At 42.6% G+C, this 19,432-nt stretch carries 19 protein-coding genes and 1 pseudogene; 4 read left to right on the top strand and 16 right to left on the bottom strand.

Annotation, left to right across the window (positions count from 1 at the left end; translation table 11 throughout):
* Positions 1-104: 104 nt before the first annotated feature.
* The 8 genes from K4I03_RS08945 to K4I03_RS08910 form a co-directional block, all read right to left on the bottom strand.
* Positions 105-1,334 carry a tetratricopeptide repeat protein gene (locus tag K4I03_RS08945; RefSeq protein ID WP_321573174.1) on the bottom strand — a complete coding sequence of 410 codons (1,230 nt, stop codon included), beginning with the start codon at positions 1,332-1,334 and terminating at the stop codon, positions 105-107.
* The gene (locus K4I03_RS08940; protein ID WP_227964803.1) at positions 1,321-2,499 is read right to left on the bottom strand and encodes an AI-2E family transporter; all 1,179 of its coding nucleotides are present in this window, start codon (positions 2,497-2,499) and stop codon (positions 1,321-1,323) included. The genes K4I03_RS08945 and K4I03_RS08940 overlap by 14 nt, the downstream gene beginning before the upstream one ends.
* Before the next feature lie 176 nt (positions 2,500-2,675).
* Positions 2,676-4,043, bottom strand: a complete 1,368-nt coding sequence (locus K4I03_RS08935) for a HAMP domain-containing sensor histidine kinase (protein ID WP_227964801.1) — start codon at positions 4,041-4,043, stop codon at positions 2,676-2,678.
* Positions 4,040-4,696: a response regulator transcription factor gene (locus K4I03_RS08930; protein WP_002897805.1), complete on the bottom strand. Its 657-nt coding sequence runs from the start codon at positions 4,694-4,696 to the stop codon at positions 4,040-4,042. Before K4I03_RS08930 ends, K4I03_RS08935 begins: the two co-directional genes overlap by 4 nt.
* A 21-nt stretch (positions 4,697-4,717) precedes the next feature.
* On the bottom strand, positions 4,718-5,872 hold the full coding sequence (locus K4I03_RS08925; protein ID WP_408643076.1) for an ABC transporter permease: 1,155 nt from the start codon (positions 5,870-5,872) through the stop codon (positions 4,718-4,720).
* Positions 5,873-5,947: 75 nt separating this feature from the next.
* The gene (locus K4I03_RS08920) at positions 5,948-6,622 is read right to left on the bottom strand and encodes an ABC transporter ATP-binding protein (protein ID WP_002895848.1); all 675 of its coding nucleotides are present in this window, start codon (positions 6,620-6,622) and stop codon (positions 5,948-5,950) included.
* Positions 6,609-7,874, bottom strand: a complete 1,266-nt coding sequence (locus tag K4I03_RS08915; RefSeq protein ID WP_227964795.1) for an efflux RND transporter periplasmic adaptor subunit — start codon at positions 7,872-7,874, stop codon at positions 6,609-6,611. The genes K4I03_RS08920 and K4I03_RS08915 overlap by 14 nt, the downstream gene beginning before the upstream one ends.
* A gap of 28 nt (positions 7,875-7,902) precedes the next feature.
* Positions 7,903-8,175, bottom strand: coding sequence for a YgdI/YgdR family lipoprotein (locus K4I03_RS08910; RefSeq protein WP_002895853.1), 273 nt, complete (start codon positions 8,173-8,175; stop codon positions 7,903-7,905).
* Positions 8,176-8,418: 243 nt separating this feature from the next.
* On the opposite strand from K4I03_RS08910, the gene K4I03_RS08905 reads away from it, so the two are divergent.
* Together K4I03_RS08905 and K4I03_RS08900 are read left to right on the top strand one after the other, a co-directional pair.
* A complete protein-coding gene (locus K4I03_RS08905; protein WP_227964792.1) occupies positions 8,419-9,429 on the top strand; it encodes a lactonase family protein in 1,011 nt (336 codons plus the stop codon).
* A 68-nt stretch (positions 9,430-9,497) separates the two neighbouring features.
* On the top strand, positions 9,498-9,689 hold the full coding sequence (locus K4I03_RS08900; protein WP_223314544.1) for a hypothetical protein: 192 nt from the start codon (positions 9,498-9,500) through the stop codon (positions 9,687-9,689).
* Positions 9,690-9,738: 49 nt separating this feature from the next.
* On the opposite strand, the gene mgtE is transcribed toward K4I03_RS08900, so the two are convergent.
* The 5 genes and pseudogenes from mgtE to eno form a co-directional block, all read right to left on the bottom strand.
* Positions 9,739-11,079 (bottom strand): magnesium transporter, encoded by a 1,341-nt coding sequence (gene mgtE, locus K4I03_RS08895; RefSeq protein WP_227964790.1) that lies wholly within the window; start codon positions 11,077-11,079, stop codon positions 9,739-9,741.
* A 445-nt stretch (positions 11,080-11,524) separates the two neighbouring features.
* Positions 11,525-11,986 (bottom strand): annotated as a pseudogene (gene tnpA, locus K4I03_RS08890) (IS200/IS605 family transposase).
* Between the two features lie 262 nt (positions 11,987-12,248).
* Positions 12,249-12,653 (bottom strand): PaaI family thioesterase, encoded by a 405-nt coding sequence (locus tag K4I03_RS08885; protein ID WP_002904243.1) that lies wholly within the window; start codon positions 12,651-12,653, stop codon positions 12,249-12,251.
* Between the two features lie 97 nt (positions 12,654-12,750).
* Positions 12,751-13,341 carry a hypothetical protein gene (locus K4I03_RS08880; RefSeq protein ID WP_227964787.1) on the bottom strand — a complete coding sequence of 197 codons (591 nt, stop codon included), beginning with the start codon at positions 13,339-13,341 and terminating at the stop codon, positions 12,751-12,753.
* Between the two features lie 80 nt (positions 13,342-13,421).
* Positions 13,422-14,726, bottom strand: a complete 1,305-nt coding sequence (gene eno / locus K4I03_RS08875) for a surface-displayed alpha-enolase (RefSeq protein WP_002897814.1) — start codon at positions 14,724-14,726, stop codon at positions 13,422-13,424.
* Between the two features lie 208 nt (positions 14,727-14,934).
* Here eno and K4I03_RS08870 point away from each other — a divergent pair, with 208 nt between their 5' ends.
* Together K4I03_RS08870 and K4I03_RS08865 are read left to right on the top strand one after the other, a co-directional pair.
* Positions 14,935-15,384: a YueI family protein gene (locus tag K4I03_RS08870; RefSeq protein ID WP_002917423.1), complete on the top strand. Its 450-nt coding sequence runs from the start codon at positions 14,935-14,937 to the stop codon at positions 15,382-15,384.
* 1 nt (position 15,385) lies between these two features.
* Complete coding sequence (locus K4I03_RS08865) at positions 15,386-15,724, top strand: nuclear transport factor 2 family protein (protein ID WP_227964784.1); 339 nt, start codon at positions 15,386-15,388, stop codon at positions 15,722-15,724.
* On the opposite strand, the gene K4I03_RS08860 is transcribed toward K4I03_RS08865, so the two are convergent.
* The 3 genes from K4I03_RS08860 to ezrA all read right to left on the bottom strand — a co-directional run bounded on the left by K4I03_RS08860 (position 15,721) and on the right by ezrA (position 19,371).
* The gene (locus tag K4I03_RS08860) at positions 15,721-16,839 is read right to left on the bottom strand and encodes a glycerate kinase (RefSeq protein WP_227964782.1); all 1,119 of its coding nucleotides are present in this window, start codon (positions 16,837-16,839) and stop codon (positions 15,721-15,723) included. The genes K4I03_RS08865 and K4I03_RS08860 overlap by 4 nt on opposite strands.
* 9 nt (positions 16,840-16,848) lie before the next feature.
* Positions 16,849-17,496, bottom strand: a complete 648-nt coding sequence (serB, locus tag K4I03_RS08855; RefSeq protein WP_227964779.1) for a phosphoserine phosphatase SerB — start codon at positions 17,494-17,496, stop codon at positions 16,849-16,851.
* A gap of 150 nt (positions 17,497-17,646) precedes the next feature.
* A complete protein-coding gene (ezrA, locus tag K4I03_RS08850; protein ID WP_227964778.1) occupies positions 17,647-19,371 on the bottom strand; it encodes a septation ring formation regulator EzrA in 1,725 nt (574 codons plus the stop codon).
* Positions 19,372-19,432: the final 61 nt, after the last annotated feature.

Here is a 19,432-nt window from a genome sequence, read left to right as displayed (position 1 = left end):
CCAGCTAAGTTTTTTTCATCTTTATTACATTGGCTACTGAATTTCTATGCCAATCATTATACCATAAATCGCGGGAAATAGCTGAACGAGTGCTTCTTCAGCTGTTATAAGCTTTCATAAAGCTCCTGCATACTCCCATCATCAGGTATCAATCTCAGGTAAGAAGCAGCAGCTCTTTTAGCTTCTTCAAATCTGCCTAGTTCACGCAAAAGATAGACATACTGCTCCAAAAACTCTGGATTATCTTGCAATTCACGAGCCAGTTGATTATAGAGTTCCTCTGCTTTTTCCAGATTTTCCAAAGCCTGATAAGCACGCGCCAGATTCCAGCGAGTCAAGGCATTATCGACTTCTTGCTCTGCAAATTCTAAAATATCCTCATAACGCTCCTGCTCCAAGTAAAGAGTAGTCAGTCGCAAGGCAATCTCTTCCAAATCATCCGCATCTTCCTGAGCCTGCAAAAGATAATTTTCAGCCGCTTTCTCATCATGAAGTTCATAAGAAAGCTGTGAGGCTAAAAGCAAGAGCCGAGTCTCAAAAGGATTCTTAGCCAAGCCCTGCTGGGCAAGGGTCAGGGCTTCAGCCGTCCGATGATCCGCATGAAGAGATAGGGCATAGCCATATTCGTAGCCTTCAAAATCCGGTGACAGAGTATCCAATTGCTTGAAATAAAGATTGGCCTTTTGGTATTCTTCTTGGTCCGCTAAAATAGTCGCTAGCTCATAAACCGCAGCATCGTCATACTCCAGCTCAACTGCTTTCTCCAAAAACTCAATGGCAGCTGCAAATTTTCCAAGACTGGCATAGCATACCCCAATCCGCTGATAGGTTGAGACGCCTGTCTGTTCAAAGATTGTACGATTGTCTAGCTGAGCGTATTCCTTAATCGCCTGTGAAAAATCCCCCAGCTCCAAATCTATCTCAGCCAGACCAAAGGTTACCAAAGGCTCATCAGTCAGCGCCGCTGCCTGAGCCAGTTTTTCACGAGCTACATCAGGCAGCCCCTCTAGCTGATAGAGATCAGCCTTAGCCAAGAGAGCAGCAACATACCAGTCACTGCCTGGCTGAATCTCCTCCAGATAGGCAAAAGCCTGCTCCAAGTCCCCATCATCGCTGGCGATAGCTGCCAAACTGATATAAGAAGCTGGATAGTCAGGAGCCAACTTTTCAAAAATACGCTTGGCCTGAGGGAAAAAGCCGATACTCTCTAAGTAATCGGCCAAGTCCAATAATTCTTCTTCGCTGTCTGTAGTCAGGGCTTGCTCGAAATAGCGATCAGCCAGAGCTAGGTCCTGCTCCTGTAAAGCTGCCAACATTTGCTCACTCTTGCTCACTGATTTCTCCTTCTTGTTCAAAATCGGCTTCATAGAGGCCACTTACTTTCTGATACCACTTAAAGATGGCTGCAATAGCTACCTTGGCTGAAGCATAGGCGGGAATTCCTAGGAAAACGCCCCAAATGCCAAACATGGTACCAGAAGTCAATAATACGAATAAAATCGTAATTGGATGAATGCTGAGCTGACTGCCCAAGACCAAAGGAGAAACAAAACGCCCCTCGATTGTCTGCTCAACGATGAAAACGACAATGACCTTAGCCAGCATCACTGGACCGCCAGCAATCAAACCGATTGCCAGAGCCGGAAGCATAGCTAAAAAGCTGCCCAGATAAGGTACCAGATTGAGAACGCCCGCAATTACTCCAAGAGTGACACCATAGCGCAGACCAATAATCTTGAAGAAAACGATAAACATCAGAGCTACAATGATAGCGACCGTCACCTGACCGCGCACATAGTTGGCCAGCTGGCTGTTGATATCCGTCATCACTTGACCAAAGGATTCGCGGAATTTAGTCGGCAGAAACTGGGTCACATAGCCTTTCAGATTTTTTCCGTCTCTCAGCAGGTAAAAAAGGATAAACGGCATGATGATAATAGCCACGATAATCTGCGAAGTTGTACTGATTAAGTTCCCCGCCCAATTGACTGCCCTAGATGAAAAATTGCTGGCCCAATCGGTAATCTGGCTAGATAGATTGCTAGTGTATTCTTCAATCTGCGGCTTGAAATCTGCCGAAATATACTTGGTCACAACATCGTCGATGAACTTGTCAGCCTGCTTCAGATAAGCCGGAACATTTCTGACAAAGGCCATGACCTGATGCTGCAAGCTAGGAATAGCAACAGCTAAGCCCCAGATAATCAAAAAAGCAATTAAAACAAAGACAACGGTAATAGCAACCAGTCGATTAATCTTATGCTTTTCCATCCAGTCGACGATAGGATTTAACAGATAATAAAGCAGGCCAGCTAAAATAACCGGCAGCATAATCACTCCCAAAAATTCAATGACTGGACTAAAAATAAAACTGATTTTACTCAGTATAAAAATATTCAGCCCCATCAAAAGGGTTACTAAAAATACTGTAATGGCCTTGTTATCTAAAAACCATTTAAAAAACCAGGATAGGCTAAAATCTTTCTCTTTGTGCTCCATATTCTCCTCCTTTAACTCGTCATTTCATTGTAACATTTTTCGGAGAAAAATTCTCTGCTCAGCTATAGGGAAAAGCAAAAAAAGAGAGGAGTCAGAAGACTTGTATTTTTCGCAAAATACAGCTTCTGACTTCTCTCTTCTGCTCCTGCACAGCCAGCTAGAACGCAAGGCTATTTCTAGACAGCGGGCAGAGAAATGCTAAAGCGCATCTTCTGCCCATCAAGGGCTTCAAACTGATATCGCAGACCATGCTTGTCCAAAATTTGCTGAACGATAAAGAGTCCCAGACCAGTTCCGCCATCCTTGCGATTGCGACTGTAGTCTGGCCGGTAGAAAGGCTGAAAAATCTGCTGAATTTGCTCTTTGTTTAAGACTCGTTCCGCTTCATTTTCGATGACTAGCTTATGCTCTTCCAGCCTAAGTAGAATCTGTCCACCTTCTACTGTATAATGAAAGGCATTGTCCAGAAGATTTTTGATAGCCTTGAGCAGATAGGTGCGGTTCCCCTTGACCTTCGCTTCAGCCAGCTCAACTTGAAAATGGTAGTGTCTGACATCTGCTAAAACTCGATAGGTGCTCAGATTTTCCTCCAAGACCTGCTTGAGTGAAAAGACTTCCTGTTCGGTTTCAGTCTTCATCTCCAGTTTAGAAATGGCTAAGATAGACTGGACTAACTCCGACTGCTCCTCTAGGATTTCTCGGCACTTCTGCAAGTACTTGTCTCGATCCTTGAACTCTCCTACTCCATAAATCATACCATCGACCATCCCCATCATGCTGGTAATGGGCGTCTTGAGCTCATGCGATGTCATCCGCAAAAACTCAGCTTTCTCACGCTCGCTTTCTGCTACTTTTTCATTTTCTAGGCGCAAGGCCTCGATACTGGTCAGCAGATTAGCATAGAGATGATTGATATCTTGGGCCAGTTCGGCAATCTCATCACGCCCCTTGACCTGACAGGTCACATCTGGAGCCAGACTCGTCATTTGACGGGTGCTCTTAGAGATGGCTTTGATACGTTGACTGGAAGTCCGGCTGTAGAGATAGGCAGCCAGACCACCCAGACTCAGAGATACAAGCAAGACAAATGGATAGAGATTAAGCAAAATCCGACTAGCATCAGAAACCGGTTGTAAGGAATATTCCCCTCTCAGGACAACTTCTTTACCATCTGAAGTTCGAAAGCTTTCTGATAAACTCTTGCTCTCATAGTCGCTGTTGGCAATTGTTGGAACGATGGTCAGCTGCAGAGAACTTTCATCGCCAGCTTCGAGTGAAGGATAGAGAATCGTATTGTCTTTCGCCAGCAAGGTAAACCAAATCAGATTGCTCTTTTTACTATAATCACTCAACAGCTCGCCGATTTGCTGACTGGACTTTCCCTTAACCTGCTTGGAAACTTGGTCAAATTCCCGCTGAGCTTCTCCACTCTTAACCTGCTGATAATACACAGGCATGGCAAAGTAAAGACTGGCTAGAACGATAGTCACCACCACGAAAATGATGGACGAGGTCAAGAGAAAGTTCTTTTTGACAATTTTCACTTGTCTTCTCCTCCAAGCTGATAACCCATACCCGTAATGGTTTTCAGCGGCACACCAGGAATCTTTTTGCGGATATTCTTGATATGATTATCCAGTACCCGACTATCCAGCTCGCTGTAGCCCCAAATGGTATTCATCAGCTGATCTCGGGTCACCAAGTGACCCTTCCTCTTAGCCAGAGTCTGCAAGATTTCATATTCTTTCTTGGTCAGAGGCATTTTCTCACCCTGCCAGTAAACCGTGCAGTCATCAATAGAAACCGTCAGGTCGCCAACAGCAATCTCTGAAGCAACCGTATTTCTGCGCAGAATATTCTCAATCCGTTTGACCAAGATTAGCGGTGAAAAAGGCTTGGTTACATAATCACTGATGAGGTGATTAAAGCTGACCAGCTGGGTATACTCGTCATCCAGAGCTGTCAAAATCATGACCGGAATCTGAGAGGTCTTGCGGATTTCCTTCAGTACTTCCAGACCGCTCTTGGTCGGCAGCATCATATCTAAGATGACTAGATCGAAGGGTTCTTCTTCAAAAGCCTGCAAGGCATCGCCTCCGTCAAAGACTGGTCTCACCTCATACTGACTTTCCTTTAAAAACTCGCAAATCACTTGATTAATCGTCGTATCATCTTCCACCACTAGAATCTTGTGCATACTTAGATTTTTCTCCTTTACCTATTCAAATCGCAGGGCTTCGATTGGATCCAGCTTAGATGCTTTTACAGCTGGCAGGAGCCCAAATACTACTCCTATTATACAACAAAAGAGCAAACTTACAAAGACAGAAAAGAGGGATAAAATATATGGATAGGCTAGAGACTGGGTGATGGCAAAGCCAGAGGCGATACCAGCCACCACGCCAATAATTCCTCCCATCAGAGTCAGGATAACTGCTTCAATCAGGAATTGCTTGAGAATAATCTTCCGCCGAGCTCCCAGAGCCTTTTTAATCCCGATTTCACGAGTCCGCTCTGTCACTGAAACCAGCATGATATTCATAACACCGATACCTCCGACTAGAAGGGAGATGCTGGCAATACCTGCTAGCAAGACGAAGTTAGATTTGTTGAGATTATCCAGCTGCCGTTCAAATTCCTGCAGGTTGAGCACACCAAACATATAGTCTGACGGTGGTATTTGCTGATTGAGATAATCACTGACCTTCTTGGCAACCTTCTTCAAATCATCGGCCTTGTGGGTTTGGACAGTCACTTCTGGACTGACATTAATGGTATCAAAAATCCGATGCCACTGCTGCAGGGGAATATAGGCCACCTTTTCCGCACCAGCTGTTAAGCCACTCTGCTCAGTCGACTCAAACACACCAATGACCTTAAAGGGATTTCCCAAGACTTCCACATACTTGCCGATACCATCTCCCTTTGGAAATAGACTGTCATAAAGGGACTTTTCCAGATAGGTCACCTGCTCTTGATTTTTAAAAGCTTCTGAGTCAAACCCTTCACCTTCTAGCAGACGTTGCTGCTTGATGTCAGCGGCTGTCTGCGAAACAGCCTGAATCTTCCCAGATGACTTTTGGCTCAGGTAGTAAATCTTCTCATCTGTACCATAGGTCAGCAGAGCATTCTTGACCCCAGAGATTTCCTTAATCTTGCTCAACACATCCTCTCCCATAAAGGGAATATAAGAAGGTTTCTGAGCTTGAGATTTCTCTGGAATGGTTGGATCGATGGCGCTTTTCTTGTCATAAACGACCTTGATTGTGTTATTGTTGCCACCGATGAGCTGACGCTTGGTATTTTCCGTATTTCCCTCAATGATAGAAAAGATAGCGATGATAGCGCCTATCCCGATGATAATCCCCAACATGGTCAGCATAGAGCGCATTTTATGCGACAAGATTGAATTTAGAGCTACAAAAATATCTTCCATACAGCTTCCTTTCTATCCTATCGCTTTGCTCTCTATATTGCCGTCCCGCAGGATAACCGTCTGCTTGCAGAGTTGGGCTACTTCCGGCTCATGGGTAATGATGACAATAGTCTTGCCCTCATCATTAAACTGCTTGAAAAGATCCATAATCTGCACACTGGTCTTGGTATCCAGGGCTCCCGTTGGTTCGTCACCAAGGATGAAACTGGGATTGGTTACCAAGGCTCGCGCAATGGCTACCCGCTGCTTCTGACCACCGGACAGCTCCATAGGCTTGAAATCACTTCTTTCTTCCAGTCCAACCAACCGCAACATTTCCAGAGCTCGCTCCCGTCTCTCTTTTTTAGGAATTTTCATGTAAGTCAGAGGCAGTTCCACATTTTGGCAGGCCGTCAGCTTGGGCATGAGGTTAAAATTTTGAAAAACGAAGCCAATCTTCTGATTGCGCAGATCGGACAGCTGATTGTCGGACAGCTCAGACACATCGGTCCCTTCAATATGATAAGTCCCTGAACTTGCCTTATCCAGACAGCCGATAATGTTCATCAGAGTGGACTTACCGGATCCAGACGGTCCCATGATAGCTAGAAAATCCCCCTCTTTCACATGCAGATCAATTCCTTTTAAAATTGGAAATTCCTGACTGCCCTGCTGATAAGATTTGTGGATATCCTTAAGCTTTAACATGCTGTCCTACCTCCATCCCTTCTTCCATACCTGCTCTTGGCGTTGAAATGGTATCCTGCATAGTCAGACCTTCTGTAATCTCTACCAAACGGTCAGAAACTTTCTTGGTCTTAACTTCCTGCAATTTCAGAGTCTTGCCTTCTACCTTCCAGACATAGGTCTTGCCATTTTTATTGAAAGTATAAGCCTTATTGACAACTACCTTTCCTGCCTCGGGAGCATTCTCCACGATGTTGACATAGGAATGGGAACCCACCAACGGCATTTCACCACCTTGATCCAGCTCTACGGTATAAGGATACTTACCTTGGTTGGGATTTTCCTGTTGCTTATTCCCACCATTATTATTGGAAGTATTTTCTGCTGTCAGGCTGCCGACCTGAGTTACCGTACCACTCCAGCGTTTCTTAGGATCTTTGCGATCCACCACTTCCACTTTCTGACCGACACTCAGCTTTTCACGGTCAAATTCACTGACAGTACCTTTGACCAGAGTTTTGGACTTGTCCATAATCTCTATAAAGTTTTCTTCTTCTTTTTTGGCCTTGGACTGATTAGGCAAATCTTCATTCATAGAGGTAATTGTTCCTGCTGTATCGGCAGTCACAGTATCATACTTCATCCGGTCTGATTCTGTCTGGGCTGTCACCTGAGCCTTTTCAGCCTCAATCTGAGCTGTCGTTACTTCGCTATCCGCAGTCTTGGCATCGCTCAAAGCTTGAGCCAGCTCGTCTTCAGCAGACTTAATCTGCTCCAGCAGTGACTCATCCTGACTGGAATTGTATTTGTCCTTGAGTGAGTTTAAGCTGGCCAACTTGCGATTATAGGTTTCCCATTTAATGGCAGCGCTGTTTTGAGCAGCTGTAATGCCATTTGCCTTGGACTGGGCATCATATTGAGCCGACTGGGCTGTCAATTGCTGCTCTGTCGCATAGGAAAAGAGTGGCTGTCCTTGTGTAACGGTATCACCATTTTTGACAAATACTTCCTTGACTTCCCCTTTAGAAGGGTCAATCTTGACCTTACTGCTATTGTTGGCAACTACTTCCCCAGATAAAATCAGGCTTGTTTTTTTGCTGTTATTGACAGCTTCTTGGACTGTCAGCGAATCAATCGTCTTATCTGCCATCTTCATGGCTTGTTGTTGATTGATCTGTCTAAAATACAGATAGCCTCCCAGCCCAGCACAAGCAAGAATGACCGTGCTGCCCAATAGAATGGTCTTACGATTCATTTTTTTTCTTCGAAACATATTGCCTCCAACCTACGTGTTTTAATCTTTATTCAGCTTCTGAGCTAGATCCTGATCCATCTTCTGGAATTTCCTCACCATCTGCTGGGATTTGGATAACATTTCCATCCGGCATTGTGTATTCTGTGACTTCTTTGCCATCGACTGTCTTGGTCTTCTTGTCAACAGCATCCTTCTGGAAGTCCACTTGTTTTCCATCCTTAATTTCTGAGTTATCTGCTTCTTTATTTCCGCATGCGGCTAAAAAGAATCCTGACATTCCGATAAGAGCAACTAGCATAGCAATTTTTTTAACGTTCATTTGATTTCTCCTTTGTTTTAGCAAGCAGGAACTTTGTTGTTTCCTGACAGTAATTGTTTTTTTGAACAATTCTATTCTAACAAAGCCATCTATCCCCTTCCTACCCACTATCTGTTTTTTATCTGTTTTTTCAAAACCAATACTATTCTTTTAAAAATCAGGCAAATCCTCGGCTCTAAGCCCTATCTTCTGCTTTTATGATATAATAGTAGCAAGCAATCTAAATATATACGAGGTAATGTCATGACACAAACAGTTTACTTTGGAACCTATACTCGCAGAGATTCCAAGGGAATTTACAAAGCAGATTTTAATTCTAACAAAGGAACTTTAGAAAACTTGACCTTGCTTGCTGAAGAGCCCAGTCCAACCTACCTAGCCTTTGATAAGGCTGGGCATCTCTATTCTGTTGGAGCAAAGGACGGACAGGGGGGGATTGCAGCCTTTGACCAGGCAGGTCAGCTCCTCAACCATGTCGTTGAAGAAGGAGCTCCGCTCTGCTATGTGGCAGTTGACGAAGAACGCGACTTGGTTTACGGTGCCAATTATCATAAGGGACAAGTCTTGGTCTACAGACGCCTAGCTAATGGCAAACTGGAACTGGCTGACTCAGCAAGCCATCAAGGTCAAGGACCACATGCTAACCAAGCGTCTGCTCATGTCCACTATGCTGACCTTACACCAGATCAATACCTGATTACCTGCGACTTGGGAACTGATGAAGTCACCACTTATGATGTTACTGAAGATGGAAAGATCGCTCCTCTGGATACCTACAAGTGTGCCGCTGGAGCTGGTGCCCGCCATATCGTTTTCCACCATCATTATAAAATCGCCTATTTAATCTGTGAGCTTAATTCTACTATTGAAGTCCTGATTTACGATGGAGTCGGCCATTTTGAACACCTGCAAACCGTCTCCACCTTGCCAGAGGACTTTGAAGGTGCAAACGGAACAGCTGCTATCCGTCTGTCTGCTGACGGCAAGTTCCTCTACGGTTCCAACCGTGGTCATGACTCTCTTGCCGTTTACAAAATCTTAGCTGACGGCAGCTTGGAGTTAATCCAGATTGTACCTACCAATGGTCAAAATCCGCGGGATTTCAACATCACACCAGATCAAAACCATATCATCGCCGTCCATCAAGACTCTGATAATGCAACTATTTTCAAACGCGATGCAGAGAGTGGAAAATTAACAGAAATCTCCCACGATTTCTACGTTCCCGAAGCTGTTTGTGTGACCTTTAAATAAGCAGAATTCTTGTCTTTCTATTAGAAATTTGATTAAATAGTATAAAAAATTACCAAGGAGCAACAACCATGAATCCAGTAGATTTATTTAACCAAGTAAAAGAAATGATTGAAAAGAAAGACTTTGATGGCGCTAAAAAGTTTATCGAAGAAAACAAAGACAAACTCGGTGAATACCTTGATCAAGCTAAAAAATTAGTAGCTGGAAATGAAATAGCCAGCGGTGCTATTGATAAAGTTAAAGGTTTGTTCGACAATTAAGAAAACAAAAAAACGCTTGAAAAATCAAGCGTTTTTTGTGTATCATTTTTTATATAATCAATGGTAAGAAAATTTGTGCTAAGCCTAGAAAAGCTAGATAACCTAACACATCTGTTGCTGTGGTAATGAAAATGGTCGAGGCTAGAGCCGGATCCTGATGCAGGGTCTTGATAATCAACGGTACAAAGTAACCAAATAGAGCACCACATGCTAGATTGATCATCATAGCCAATACCACAATAACAGACAGATAGAAATTTTGATAGAAGATAAACATGACAATAGCTGCAATCAAGCCAGTAAAGAAACCATTAACCAAAGCTAGCACGATTTCTTTGAATACTAAATTCCGATCTTCTTTCAGATCCAGTTTCCCCAAGGCAATTCCCTGGATAACTAAAGCAAGTGTCTGAGAGGCAGAATTTCCGCCCATTCCTGTGATAATAGGACTAATCGCTGCTAATGCTACAACTTTTGAAATCGTATCATCAAAAAGTGCCACTGTCGCAGAAGCTAGAAAGGCTGTCACTAGGTTAATCATCAACCAAGGTAAGCGTTTCTTGAGTGATTCTTTGAAAGGTCCTCCAATTTCTTCACTTTCTTGGACACCACCCATCCGCAAGATATCTTCTTGATACTCTTCTTGCAAAACATCGACGATATCGTCAATAGTGATGATTCCTAACAATACCTGCCGATGATTGACGACCGGTACGACAGATAAATTATATTTGGCAGAAAGCTGCGCCACTTCCTCTTGGTCAACCTCTGGCGTTACACTCACTATCTGAGTATTCATAAATTCACTGAGTTTCATCTCCGCACCATGAATAAACAAATCACGGATATCAATCCAGCCAACTAGCGAATGATGCACATTTCTAATAAATAAGGTATCAATAACTTCCGTATTGGGCGAAATCTCCCTCAATTTATTGAGAGTTGCTGAGACGGTCAGATTTTCATTTAAGGTAATGAATTCTGTCGTCATCAGACCACCAGCTGTCTGAGGATCGTAAGCCAACATAGCTTTCAAATTCTCTTGACTGGTATTTTTCATCATACTTAAGTATTGCTTACGCAAGTCCACACTCAAGTAACCCAAAATATCTACCACATCATCATCTGGCATAAGATGAAAAAGAGTGCTGGTACGTTTGAAAGAAATCGATTGGATAATCTTTCGTTGCAACTCCGGCTCGGCTTCTTTTAAAATCTCTACCAATTGATCATCACTAGCCATTTCCGTAAAGGTTTTGAGAAGATTCCCTTCCTCATCCTCCAAGGCTTCCAAAGAAAGAGCAATATCAATGGGATAGTAATCATCAAATATCTGATTGAAAACTTCACTATCCTGTGATAGTAAGACCTGATTTAATAATTCTTCCATTGTACTCCTCCTTCCACTTTGCTAGTATACCATAAAAGACTGATTTTGATACAAGAAAGCTATAAAATCTTCAATAAATCACTCACTTTTTCAAGCAACTAGTCACAAGGAAACACAGGGAACTCTTAATTTTATTTTCCGAAATAAAAACCGTCATCTTGTCCTCAAATTTTTCAAGGGAAAGAGTATGACCAGCCCCACACAGTACTTCTAGGCAATTTTCTAGGAAAAGATGATAAAGCTCCCTCTCATCAACTAGGGTGGTTCCTAAATCAAAAAATATCCATTGTTATATCTTTACACATCATAACCACCCGTCTAACGGGTGGTTTGTTCCAGGGCTATAAGCCCACATTACCAGCCAGCGCCTAAAGACGCTGGCTTTCACTTTGTTCAAGCCTCATTGCTCTTGACTCGTCACAATTCTCTCAAAGAGGTGTTTGCATTACTTACCACTATCCCTAAAGGGATCCTCATATTCTTTTACACTCAATTTATCCAACGCTATATCATGTTTTTCCTGCTCTTGAATATATTTCTTAATTGTGGCTTCATTAAGTCCAACTGTAATCACGTAATAACCTTCCGCTCAGAAATGTCGGTTCCCAAACTTATACTTGAGATTAGCGTGTTTGTCAAACATCATGAGTGCACTTTTCCCTTTTAAATACCCCATGAAACTAGAAACACTTATCCTTGGTGGAATACTTACTAACATATGTACATGATCCGGCATCAAGTGACCCTCGATAATTTCAACACCTTTATAACTACATAATGGGTGAAATATTTCACCCAAACTGTTTCGATATGATTATAGATAAGATTCACCTATACTTAGGTGTAAACACAATGTGATAGAACACATCCACTTTGTGTGTGATGGACTATGTGCCTTTTGCGCCATATTTTTCTCCTTTCGCTTCACAATTGGCTTGAACACCTTTATTGTATCGCGTTTGGAGTTTTTTTGGTATAACCTTCGATGCGCACCCGCATAGCGGGTGGTTTATTTGTCTCGCACCTAACGGAGCGAGACAGACTGAAAGTCACAAACATAAAAAGCATCCTCTTTGAGCGATGCTTTTTATGTGCACGATTTCAGATACTGGTTATCATATTTTAAAAACTTAAAACTCCGTTTCCAGTTAGAAATCAGGCCTTTTAAACTAAATATTAATTTTGCTAGCTTCTTTTCTCTGACCAGTTACAAACATGGTAAATGTTGCCTTGCATACATTTTCTTTATCTTGATTCGTAATAGTAACATCTACAACTCGTGTTTTACGCCCTGGGTGGACACAGTTTCCTGAAATGATTAATTTATCACCCAGATGTCCCGCTCGCATATAGTTGATAGAAGACTGAAGCGTCACCCCATCTAAATCTTGAGAAATCAAGACTAAACCAGAAATCTGATCACAGAGAGTAAACAGATAACCTCCGTGAGCGTTACCATAATAGTTCAAAGAAGACTGAACGACTTCTGTCGTGACAATAACCTGACCGTCCTTCATCTTTTCAATCTCATAGTTTTCAAATGCTGAAATCGCATCAAAGTGAAAGTCTTTCATTTCTTTCTCCTCATAATCTGTGTCTTATCATACTACTTTTTATCGATTCGGGCAAGGAAAATTCCCAATAGGTCTATCAAAACAACTTCTTGGTAAACTACGGTTCTTGACGCTCCCTCTCCTTAATAAAACCTTTTAACTCCTCTAATCGTTTGCTTGTTAGGGGTTGATCAAGAAAAGCATCTAAGTTAACATCTTTCTCTTTATAAAACTTATTCATAGGGACATTATCATACCGTTTTACCTTTGATGATGTAAGCTGCCCATCTACATAAGTTGTAATCTCTATATTACTATCGCCAAAATAAGCTCCATAATAGTCTTCTCGAACCACTACCGTCTGTCCTTTCTCCTCTAGATAGGCATAATGGCTTACTGGAACATAAACTGTAAAAAGATAGCCAATTATAGGAGAAACTGCCAACAGCAACAAGCCTAAAGCAAGAGCAGGATAAAGAACCCATTTGTATCTTTTAATCAATAAATAGAAAGCGAGGAATAAAAAGAGAAAAGCAAGCCACGGACTCAACTGAGGTCGCCACAATATACTGGTGGCCAAAAAGAATACAAGGACTGCCAAAAGTGCCAAACACCACGACTTCAACCAATAAGATATAAGCAATCCAACAGCTAAGAGAATAAGAGCTGGCCATTCCCTACTTAGAATATATAGAAAAAAATAAAACATCTCCCGAATCTCCCTTTACTTTATTGAAAAATCCCTCAAGTCAAGCTTGAGGGATTTTTACTTCATTCAATCTGAATGAATTATTTTTTCAAGTTATAGAAAGCTTGAAGACCTTTGTATTGAGCAACTTCACCAAGTTGATCTTCGATACGAAGCAATTGGTTGTATTTAGCAATACGGTCTGTACGTGAAAGTGAACCAGTCTTGATTTGACCTGCATTAGTTGCAACTGCGATGTCAGCGATTGTTGAATCTTCAGTTTCACCTGAACGGTGTGATACAACTGCAGTGTAACCAGCTTCTTTAGCCATTTCAATCGCTTCAAAAGTTTCTGTAAGAGTACCGATTTGGTTAACTTTGATAAGAATTGAGTTAGCAGCACCTTCTTTGATACCACGTGCAAGGTAGTCAGTGTTTGTTACGAAGAAGTCGTCACCAACAAGTTGTACTTTCTTACCAAGACGTTCAGTAAGAGCTTTCCAACCATCCCAGTCATTTTCATCCATACCATCTTCGATAGTGATGATTGGGTATTTGTTAACCAACTCTTCAAGGTAGTCGATTTGTTCTGCAGATGTACGAACAGCAGCGCCTTCACCTTCAAATTTAGTGTAGTCGTATACTTTACGTTCTTTATCGTAGAATTCTGATGATGCACAGTCAAATCCGATAAATACATCTTTACCTGGAACATAACCAGCAGCTTCGATAGCAGCGATGATAGTTTCTACACCATCTTCAGTTCCTTCAAAGCGAGGAGCGAATCCACCTTCGTCACCAACGGCAGTTTCCAAACCACGAGATTTAAGGATTTTCTTAAGAGCGTGGAAGATTTCAGCACCGTAACGAAGAGCTTCTTTGAATGTTGGAGCACCAACTGGCAAGATCATGAACTCTTGGAATGCGATTGGAGCATCTGAGTGAGATCCACCGTTGATGATGTTCATCATTGGAGTTGGAAGAACTTTAGTGTTGAATCCGCCAAGGTAGCTGTAAAGTGGCACTTCAAGGTAGTCAGCAGCAGCACGCGCTACAGCAATAGACACACCAAGGATTGCGTTCGCACCCAATTTACCTTTGTTAGGAGTACCGTCCAAAGCGATCATTGCACGGTCGATAGCTTGTTGGTCACGAACATCGTAACCGATAATAGCTTCAGCGATAACGTTGTTTACATTATCAACTGCTTTTTGTGTACCAAGACCACCGTAACGAGATTTGTCGCCATCACGAAGTTCAACTGCTTCGTGTTCACCTGTAGAAGCTCCTGAAGGAACCATACCACGTCCGAAAGCACCTGATTCAGTATAAACTTCTACTTCAAGTGTTGGGTTACCGCGTGAGTCTAGGACTTCGCGAGCGTAAACATCAGTAATAATTGACATTTCTTACTCTCCTTATTATTTAAAATTATTTACTAGTCTATGATACCTCAAAAACGCTTTTTTTTCAAGGAAAAATAGAGAATCTAAGCAAATTTGAGAAATTTTGCACAAGAAAACGATTCCAAATTTACTATATAAATGCTTTTCCAGCAAATCAGAACAGACATTCGAGCTTTTAGAATTCCTCCTTTTATGGTACAATTTTAGTATGACTGATATTAATAAAGTAATCATGGAAAAAGCTCAGGGCGGAGTCAAGCTCAATCCTGATGAACAGCGTAGATTTTTAGGGACTTTTGAGGAGCGAGTGCTGGCCTCCTGCTCTATTGAGCAAGCCAATGAGACCCTCATTCGCAGTCATTTCAAGGAAATGCTCAGCAGCATCATGAAAAACTATCAACCGGCAATTGTCAAAATTTCCCCAGAAGTCGAGTCAGGCAATCAAATCTTTTATCTAAAAACCTCTAAGGAGCTGGGCTGCGAGGCCACTATCGTCTCAAGCGATTACCAGTCTTCTCCTTTTGGCCTGATTGTCCATAGCGACCATCTTGTCCAAGTAGGTGACAAGGACATGTTCCAACAGTTTGCTGGGCTCCTTCAGCCAGCAGAAATCCCTGCAAAAGAAAAGCGCTCCCTCTGGAAAAAATGGTTTGGATAGGATGACAAATTTAGAAAAACTTTTTGCCTTCTTTAAAGCAGAAAATCAACGTGATTGGCAAACCTATCAGACCTTTCTTTCTGATTATGTTAGTTGGGAATTAGAGGGTGACACAATCGAAATTATCAAAGGTAAAGCTGACTACCTGACTAAAATTCAAAAAGTCTACCATAACAACCCCGTCCAGTTTCGTTGCACTTATTATCAGCTTAGTCCCGACCAGAATCGGATTGTGACCATTTTAGAAAATGACTTTGGTGACCTGTCTTGTGACATCTTCTTCTTTGAAAAGGGCATGATTGTCAAAGAAATTGAATATCTACTAAAAAAAGCGGACTAACCGCTTTTTTTCATTTTTAGTACATTGCCAATATTTCTGGCTGTGCGAATCAAATTTTGCTCCGCCTGCTCTAGCATCCTATCCAAACTATCTGCTCGTGCAATAATCGGAAAAGCTGCCTGGATATTCTCAACTGGGAAATCCGGTAAATCATCTGCCAGACTGCCGCAAATCGCCAGTACAGGGATGCCTTCTGGTGTTCGTCTTGCGACCCCGATTGGTGCCTTACCCGCCAAAGACTGACGGTCCATCCGTCCTTCGCCAACGACGACCAAGTCCGCTTTTTTAACTCTGTCATCAAAATCCAGTAAATCTAAACAGGTTTCGATACCCGAAACGATTTTTCCTCCAGCAAAAGCGACCAGTCCTGCAGCCATTCCGCCTCCGGCTCCAGTTCCATCCATATCAATCACCTGAGGATCGACCAGCTGATAGAAATCAGCCATAGCTTGATCCACTTGAGAAAATAATAAGGGAGATAGACCTTTCTGACCTCCGAAAACAGTTGTCGCACCGCGCTCTCCGCAGAGAGGATTGTCAACATCCGTCAAAATCTCAATCTCAACTTCTTTCAAGAAAGCAGGAACCTGCTCTGCTGATATTCGAGCGACCTTTCCCAAAGACGATCCAATTGGGCGCAGTCTATGATTATCCGCATCGAAAAATTCATATCCTAGGCCCGCTGCAAGTCCAATTCCACCGTCATTGCTGGCCGAACCTCCAACACCAACTAAAATCTTTCTGACACCGTCTTCAGCCAGGCGCAAAATTAATTCTCCCAATCCTTTGGTCTCTATGGCCAAGGGATTTCGTTTTTCCTGAGGAATAGAGGCAAGTCCGACCAAATCAGCCATTTCAAAAAGCGCTTGCTGACCATTTCTAGCGTAAGGCATTTTTACCGGCTGGCCAAAGGGTCCGGTCACAGTGTGATGAAATACAGCCCAGCCCAAGGCTGCTGTCAGCGCAGCCATTGTCCCCTCGCCCCCGTCACCAACCGGCAGCAAGTCAAAACTGGCATCTGGCAAGACCTGAGAAAATCCTGTCTGCAGAGCTTGAGCAACCTGAGCCGCTGACAAACTTTTCTTGAAAGAATCCGGTGCAATTAGAATATGCATATTACTCTCCTATGCTTTTCTATTGTCTAAAAGATCAATGACCCGATAGAGATTGCATTCTTGAATCTGGTAAGGAGCCTGCTCTCGCACGATCGGCTTGGCCATAAAGGCAATTCCTATTCCTGCTGCCTGAATCATAGGCAGATCATTGGCGCCGTCTCCCATAGCAATCGTTTGATTTAATTCCAACTTATTTTCAGCCGCCCATGCTTTTAGCATAGCGAGCTTGGTATCCTTAGTGACAATCTCTCCTAAGACTTGGCCTGTCAAAAGGCACTGCTGGATTTCCAAACGATTTGCCTTGACATAGTCAATTCCAAGCTGCTCAGCCAGTCTGTCTACCGTCTCATGAAAACCACCTGACACCAAGCCTACTTTATAACCACGTTTATGCAGCTCATCGACCAGTTCCTCGGCTCCCGGAGTGAAGTGGATCCTTTCAGCAATTCGAGTAAAAATGTCCTCTGGCAGACCTTTTAAAAGTGCAACACGCTCACGTAAAGCAGCTTCAAAGTCCAACTCTCCTCGCATGGCGCGCTCTGTAATAGCCGCAACTTGAGCTCCTACACCCGCCTCCTCTCCTAGCAGGTCAATCCCCTCTTCCATGATTAAGGTGCTGTCTACATCCATGACTAACAAGCCTTTGACTGTTTTCATTGTCTGACCTCATTCTTTCTATTTTTTTGTATTATACAGGAAATTCTATTTCAAAACAAGCTGGGAAAAATTGAAGTCTCAGAATCCTTGTTACTGACTGTTCTCTAGCGTTCTCTTTGTAAAAGAAAAAAGTTCCCGAAGGAACTTCTTTTAAAAACGAATATTCTCGCGTGTTTTTTCGTAGGATGTCACAAAACGCTCTGTCACGCCTGGCTCGACAAGATCCAAAGCTTTTGAAATGATTTCCAAAGATTGAGCATAGTCGTAGTCATGTTCAAAGACATACAAGGACTTGTTGAAGGCCGCCTGTACATTATCATCAAAGGAACGATAGCGGTTTGAATACTGCAGCAGCTGCTCAGTCAAGGTAGCATCTTGGACGATACGATAGGTTTCTTCTTCCAATTGCTCCATATCATTCCCTAGAATTTCCAGCCAACGGTTAACTGATTCGATATTGACTCGTGTAGCTTCCAATTCCTTTACCAACTCTTCAATATTGTTGCTGGTTGAGAAGAAAATTTCTAAGAAAGAGTCTGGAATCCCTGGCAAATTGCGTTTTTCCATATATCTCTTAATGGTATGCAATTTGTTAGCATAGATATTGACCTTCTGGCGAGCGTTGGCATCATCTTTTTCAATCTCTGCAAGTGCTTCACCAAGAGAAATCTGCTCATCTTCGATTTCTTTCAAACGCTCTTGGATAGCTTCCAACTCTTCCTGAACCACTGAATAAGCTTGCTTGGTTTCAGAAGAATCTTCTACCGCGCTAAGAACCACATCTTCCTGGGCAGAAAGTTCAGCCTGCAACTCCTTGACATGAGAAGTCTCTGTATCAGAGATAAGGAAGGTTTGAGATAAACGTTCTATCTCTTTTTGGAGTTGCTGGTTGTTTTCCTTTGTATGAGCCAGATAGCTAGGCAAGTTTTTAATCAGCTTCTCCACTACTTTGTGGGCTTCAATTTCCCGCGTAAAAATTTCATAGAGAGCGTTAATCTCTTCTTGCGCCTGCTCATTTTCATACTCAGCATTATCCAGCTCTAGGGCTGAAATGTTGGCTTCATTGCGTTTGAGGCTTGCATGAAGCTGCTGGAAGCGAGACTCTATATCTGTTTCGATAAAGTGATAACCAGATTCCAAGAGCTTACGGTGACCAGATTCTAAGTCTTCCAACTGATCTGGCAATTTCACAGTCAACTCTTCGACAATGGCAGGAACTTTCTCAACGATATGTATCAAAGCAAGAATATGATCCTCAGCCTTGTCCAAGATTTCAGCTGCTTCAACCGGGTCACCTGAAGAATTAAGGGTCACAAATTGAGAAAACTCTGACTGGATATTTTCCAGCTGTTTTTCAATCTCAGCTAGGGCTTGCCCATACGAGTCTGCATTCTCCGCCACCTGGGTTTGCAGTTTTTCAAACAAATCCAAGGCATGAAGCACACGGCCGCTGTTCTTAGACTCTTGCTCTTTAAGATCTTCCAAGGCTACACGAATCATCTTGATATCTTCGTCAATCAAATCAATCTGACTCTCAATATTGCCGATGGCATGCTTGGCTTTTATGAAACGGAAAGAATTATTGTAACCTTCTGCTTCAAATAGATTATTTTCGATATCAGCAAATGAATTTAAGGACAGGTCTACCCATTTTTGATTCCACTCACGGAAGGCTACCTGACTCTGCCCAATCAAATGCATATTTTTTACTTCTTCAACTTCATCATTTACAGGGAGATTATAGAGTGCTTCTTTTCTCTCCTCCAAATTTTGAAGTAAAGCTTCATTTCTCTTTCTCATCAAAACTGCAGTACCATAGCCGACAACCAAAAGCAGAGCTACCACAGCAACGAGAATAACTAGTCCAATAGACATATAGAACTCCTTCACATTGTTACTATAAAGCAAACATAATGATTATATCATATTTTTGCCC

It is taken from the genome of Streptococcus sanguinis (genome assembly GCF_020729725.1).
GTDB lineage: Bacteria > Bacillota > Bacilli > Lactobacillales > Streptococcaceae > Streptococcus > Streptococcus sanguinis_V.
Note: the sequence above shows the minus strand (reverse complement) of the source record. Positions and strands in the feature narration are given on the sequence as shown.

Bases quoted from the DNA above. Each gene is read 5' to 3' on its own strand.
- K4I03_RS08905 (WP_227964792.1), top strand. From the start codon at position 8,419: ATGACACAAACAGTTTACTTTGGAACCTATACTCGCAGAGATTCCAAG.
- K4I03_RS08865 (WP_227964784.1), top strand. From the start codon at position 15,386: ATGACAAATTTAGAAAAACTTTTTGCCTTCTTTAAAGCAGAAAATCAA.
- K4I03_RS08910 (WP_002895853.1), bottom strand. From the start codon at position 8,175: ATGAACGTTAAAAAAATTGCTATGCTAGTTGCTCTTATCGGAATGTCA.
- K4I03_RS08900 (WP_223314544.1), top strand. From the start codon at position 9,498: ATGAATCCAGTAGATTTATTTAACCAAGTAAAAGAAATGATTGAAAAG.
- K4I03_RS08940 (WP_227964803.1), bottom strand. From the start codon at position 2,499: ATGGAGCACAAAGAGAAAGATTTTAGCCTATCCTGGTTTTTTAAATGG.
- ezrA (WP_227964778.1), bottom strand. From the start codon at position 19,371: ATGTCTATTGGACTAGTTATTCTCGTTGCTGTGGTAGCTCTGCTTTTG.
- K4I03_RS08860 (WP_227964782.1), bottom strand. From the start codon at position 16,839: ATGCATATTCTAATTGCACCGGATTCTTTCAAGAAAAGTTTGTCAGCG.
- K4I03_RS08930 (WP_002897805.1), bottom strand. From the start codon at position 4,696: ATGCACAAGATTCTAGTGGTGGAAGATGATACGACGATTAATCAAGTG.
- K4I03_RS08870 (WP_002917423.1), top strand. From the start codon at position 14,935: ATGACTGATATTAATAAAGTAATCATGGAAAAAGCTCAGGGCGGAGTC.
- K4I03_RS08885 (WP_002904243.1), bottom strand. From the start codon at position 12,653: ATGAAAGACTTTCACTTTGATGCGATTTCAGCATTTGAAAACTATGAG.
- K4I03_RS08880 (WP_227964787.1), bottom strand. From the start codon at position 13,341: ATGTTTTATTTTTTTCTATATATTCTAAGTAGGGAATGGCCAGCTCTT.
- eno (WP_002897814.1), bottom strand. From the start codon at position 14,726: ATGTCAATTATTACTGATGTTTACGCTCGCGAAGTCCTAGACTCACGC.
- serB (WP_227964779.1), bottom strand. From the start codon at position 17,496: ATGAAAACAGTCAAAGGCTTGTTAGTCATGGATGTAGACAGCACCTTA.
- mgtE (WP_227964790.1), bottom strand. From the start codon at position 11,079: ATGGAAGAATTATTAAATCAGGTCTTACTATCACAGGATAGTGAAGTT.
- K4I03_RS08920 (WP_002895848.1), bottom strand. From the start codon at position 6,622: ATGTTAAAGCTTAAGGATATCCACAAATCTTATCAGCAGGGCAGTCAG.
- K4I03_RS08925 (WP_408643076.1), bottom strand. From the start codon at position 5,872: ATGTTGGGGATTATCATCGGGATAGGCGCTATCATCGCTATCTTTTCT.
- K4I03_RS08915 (WP_227964795.1), bottom strand. From the start codon at position 7,874: ATGTTTCGAAGAAAAAAAATGAATCGTAAGACCATTCTATTGGGCAGC.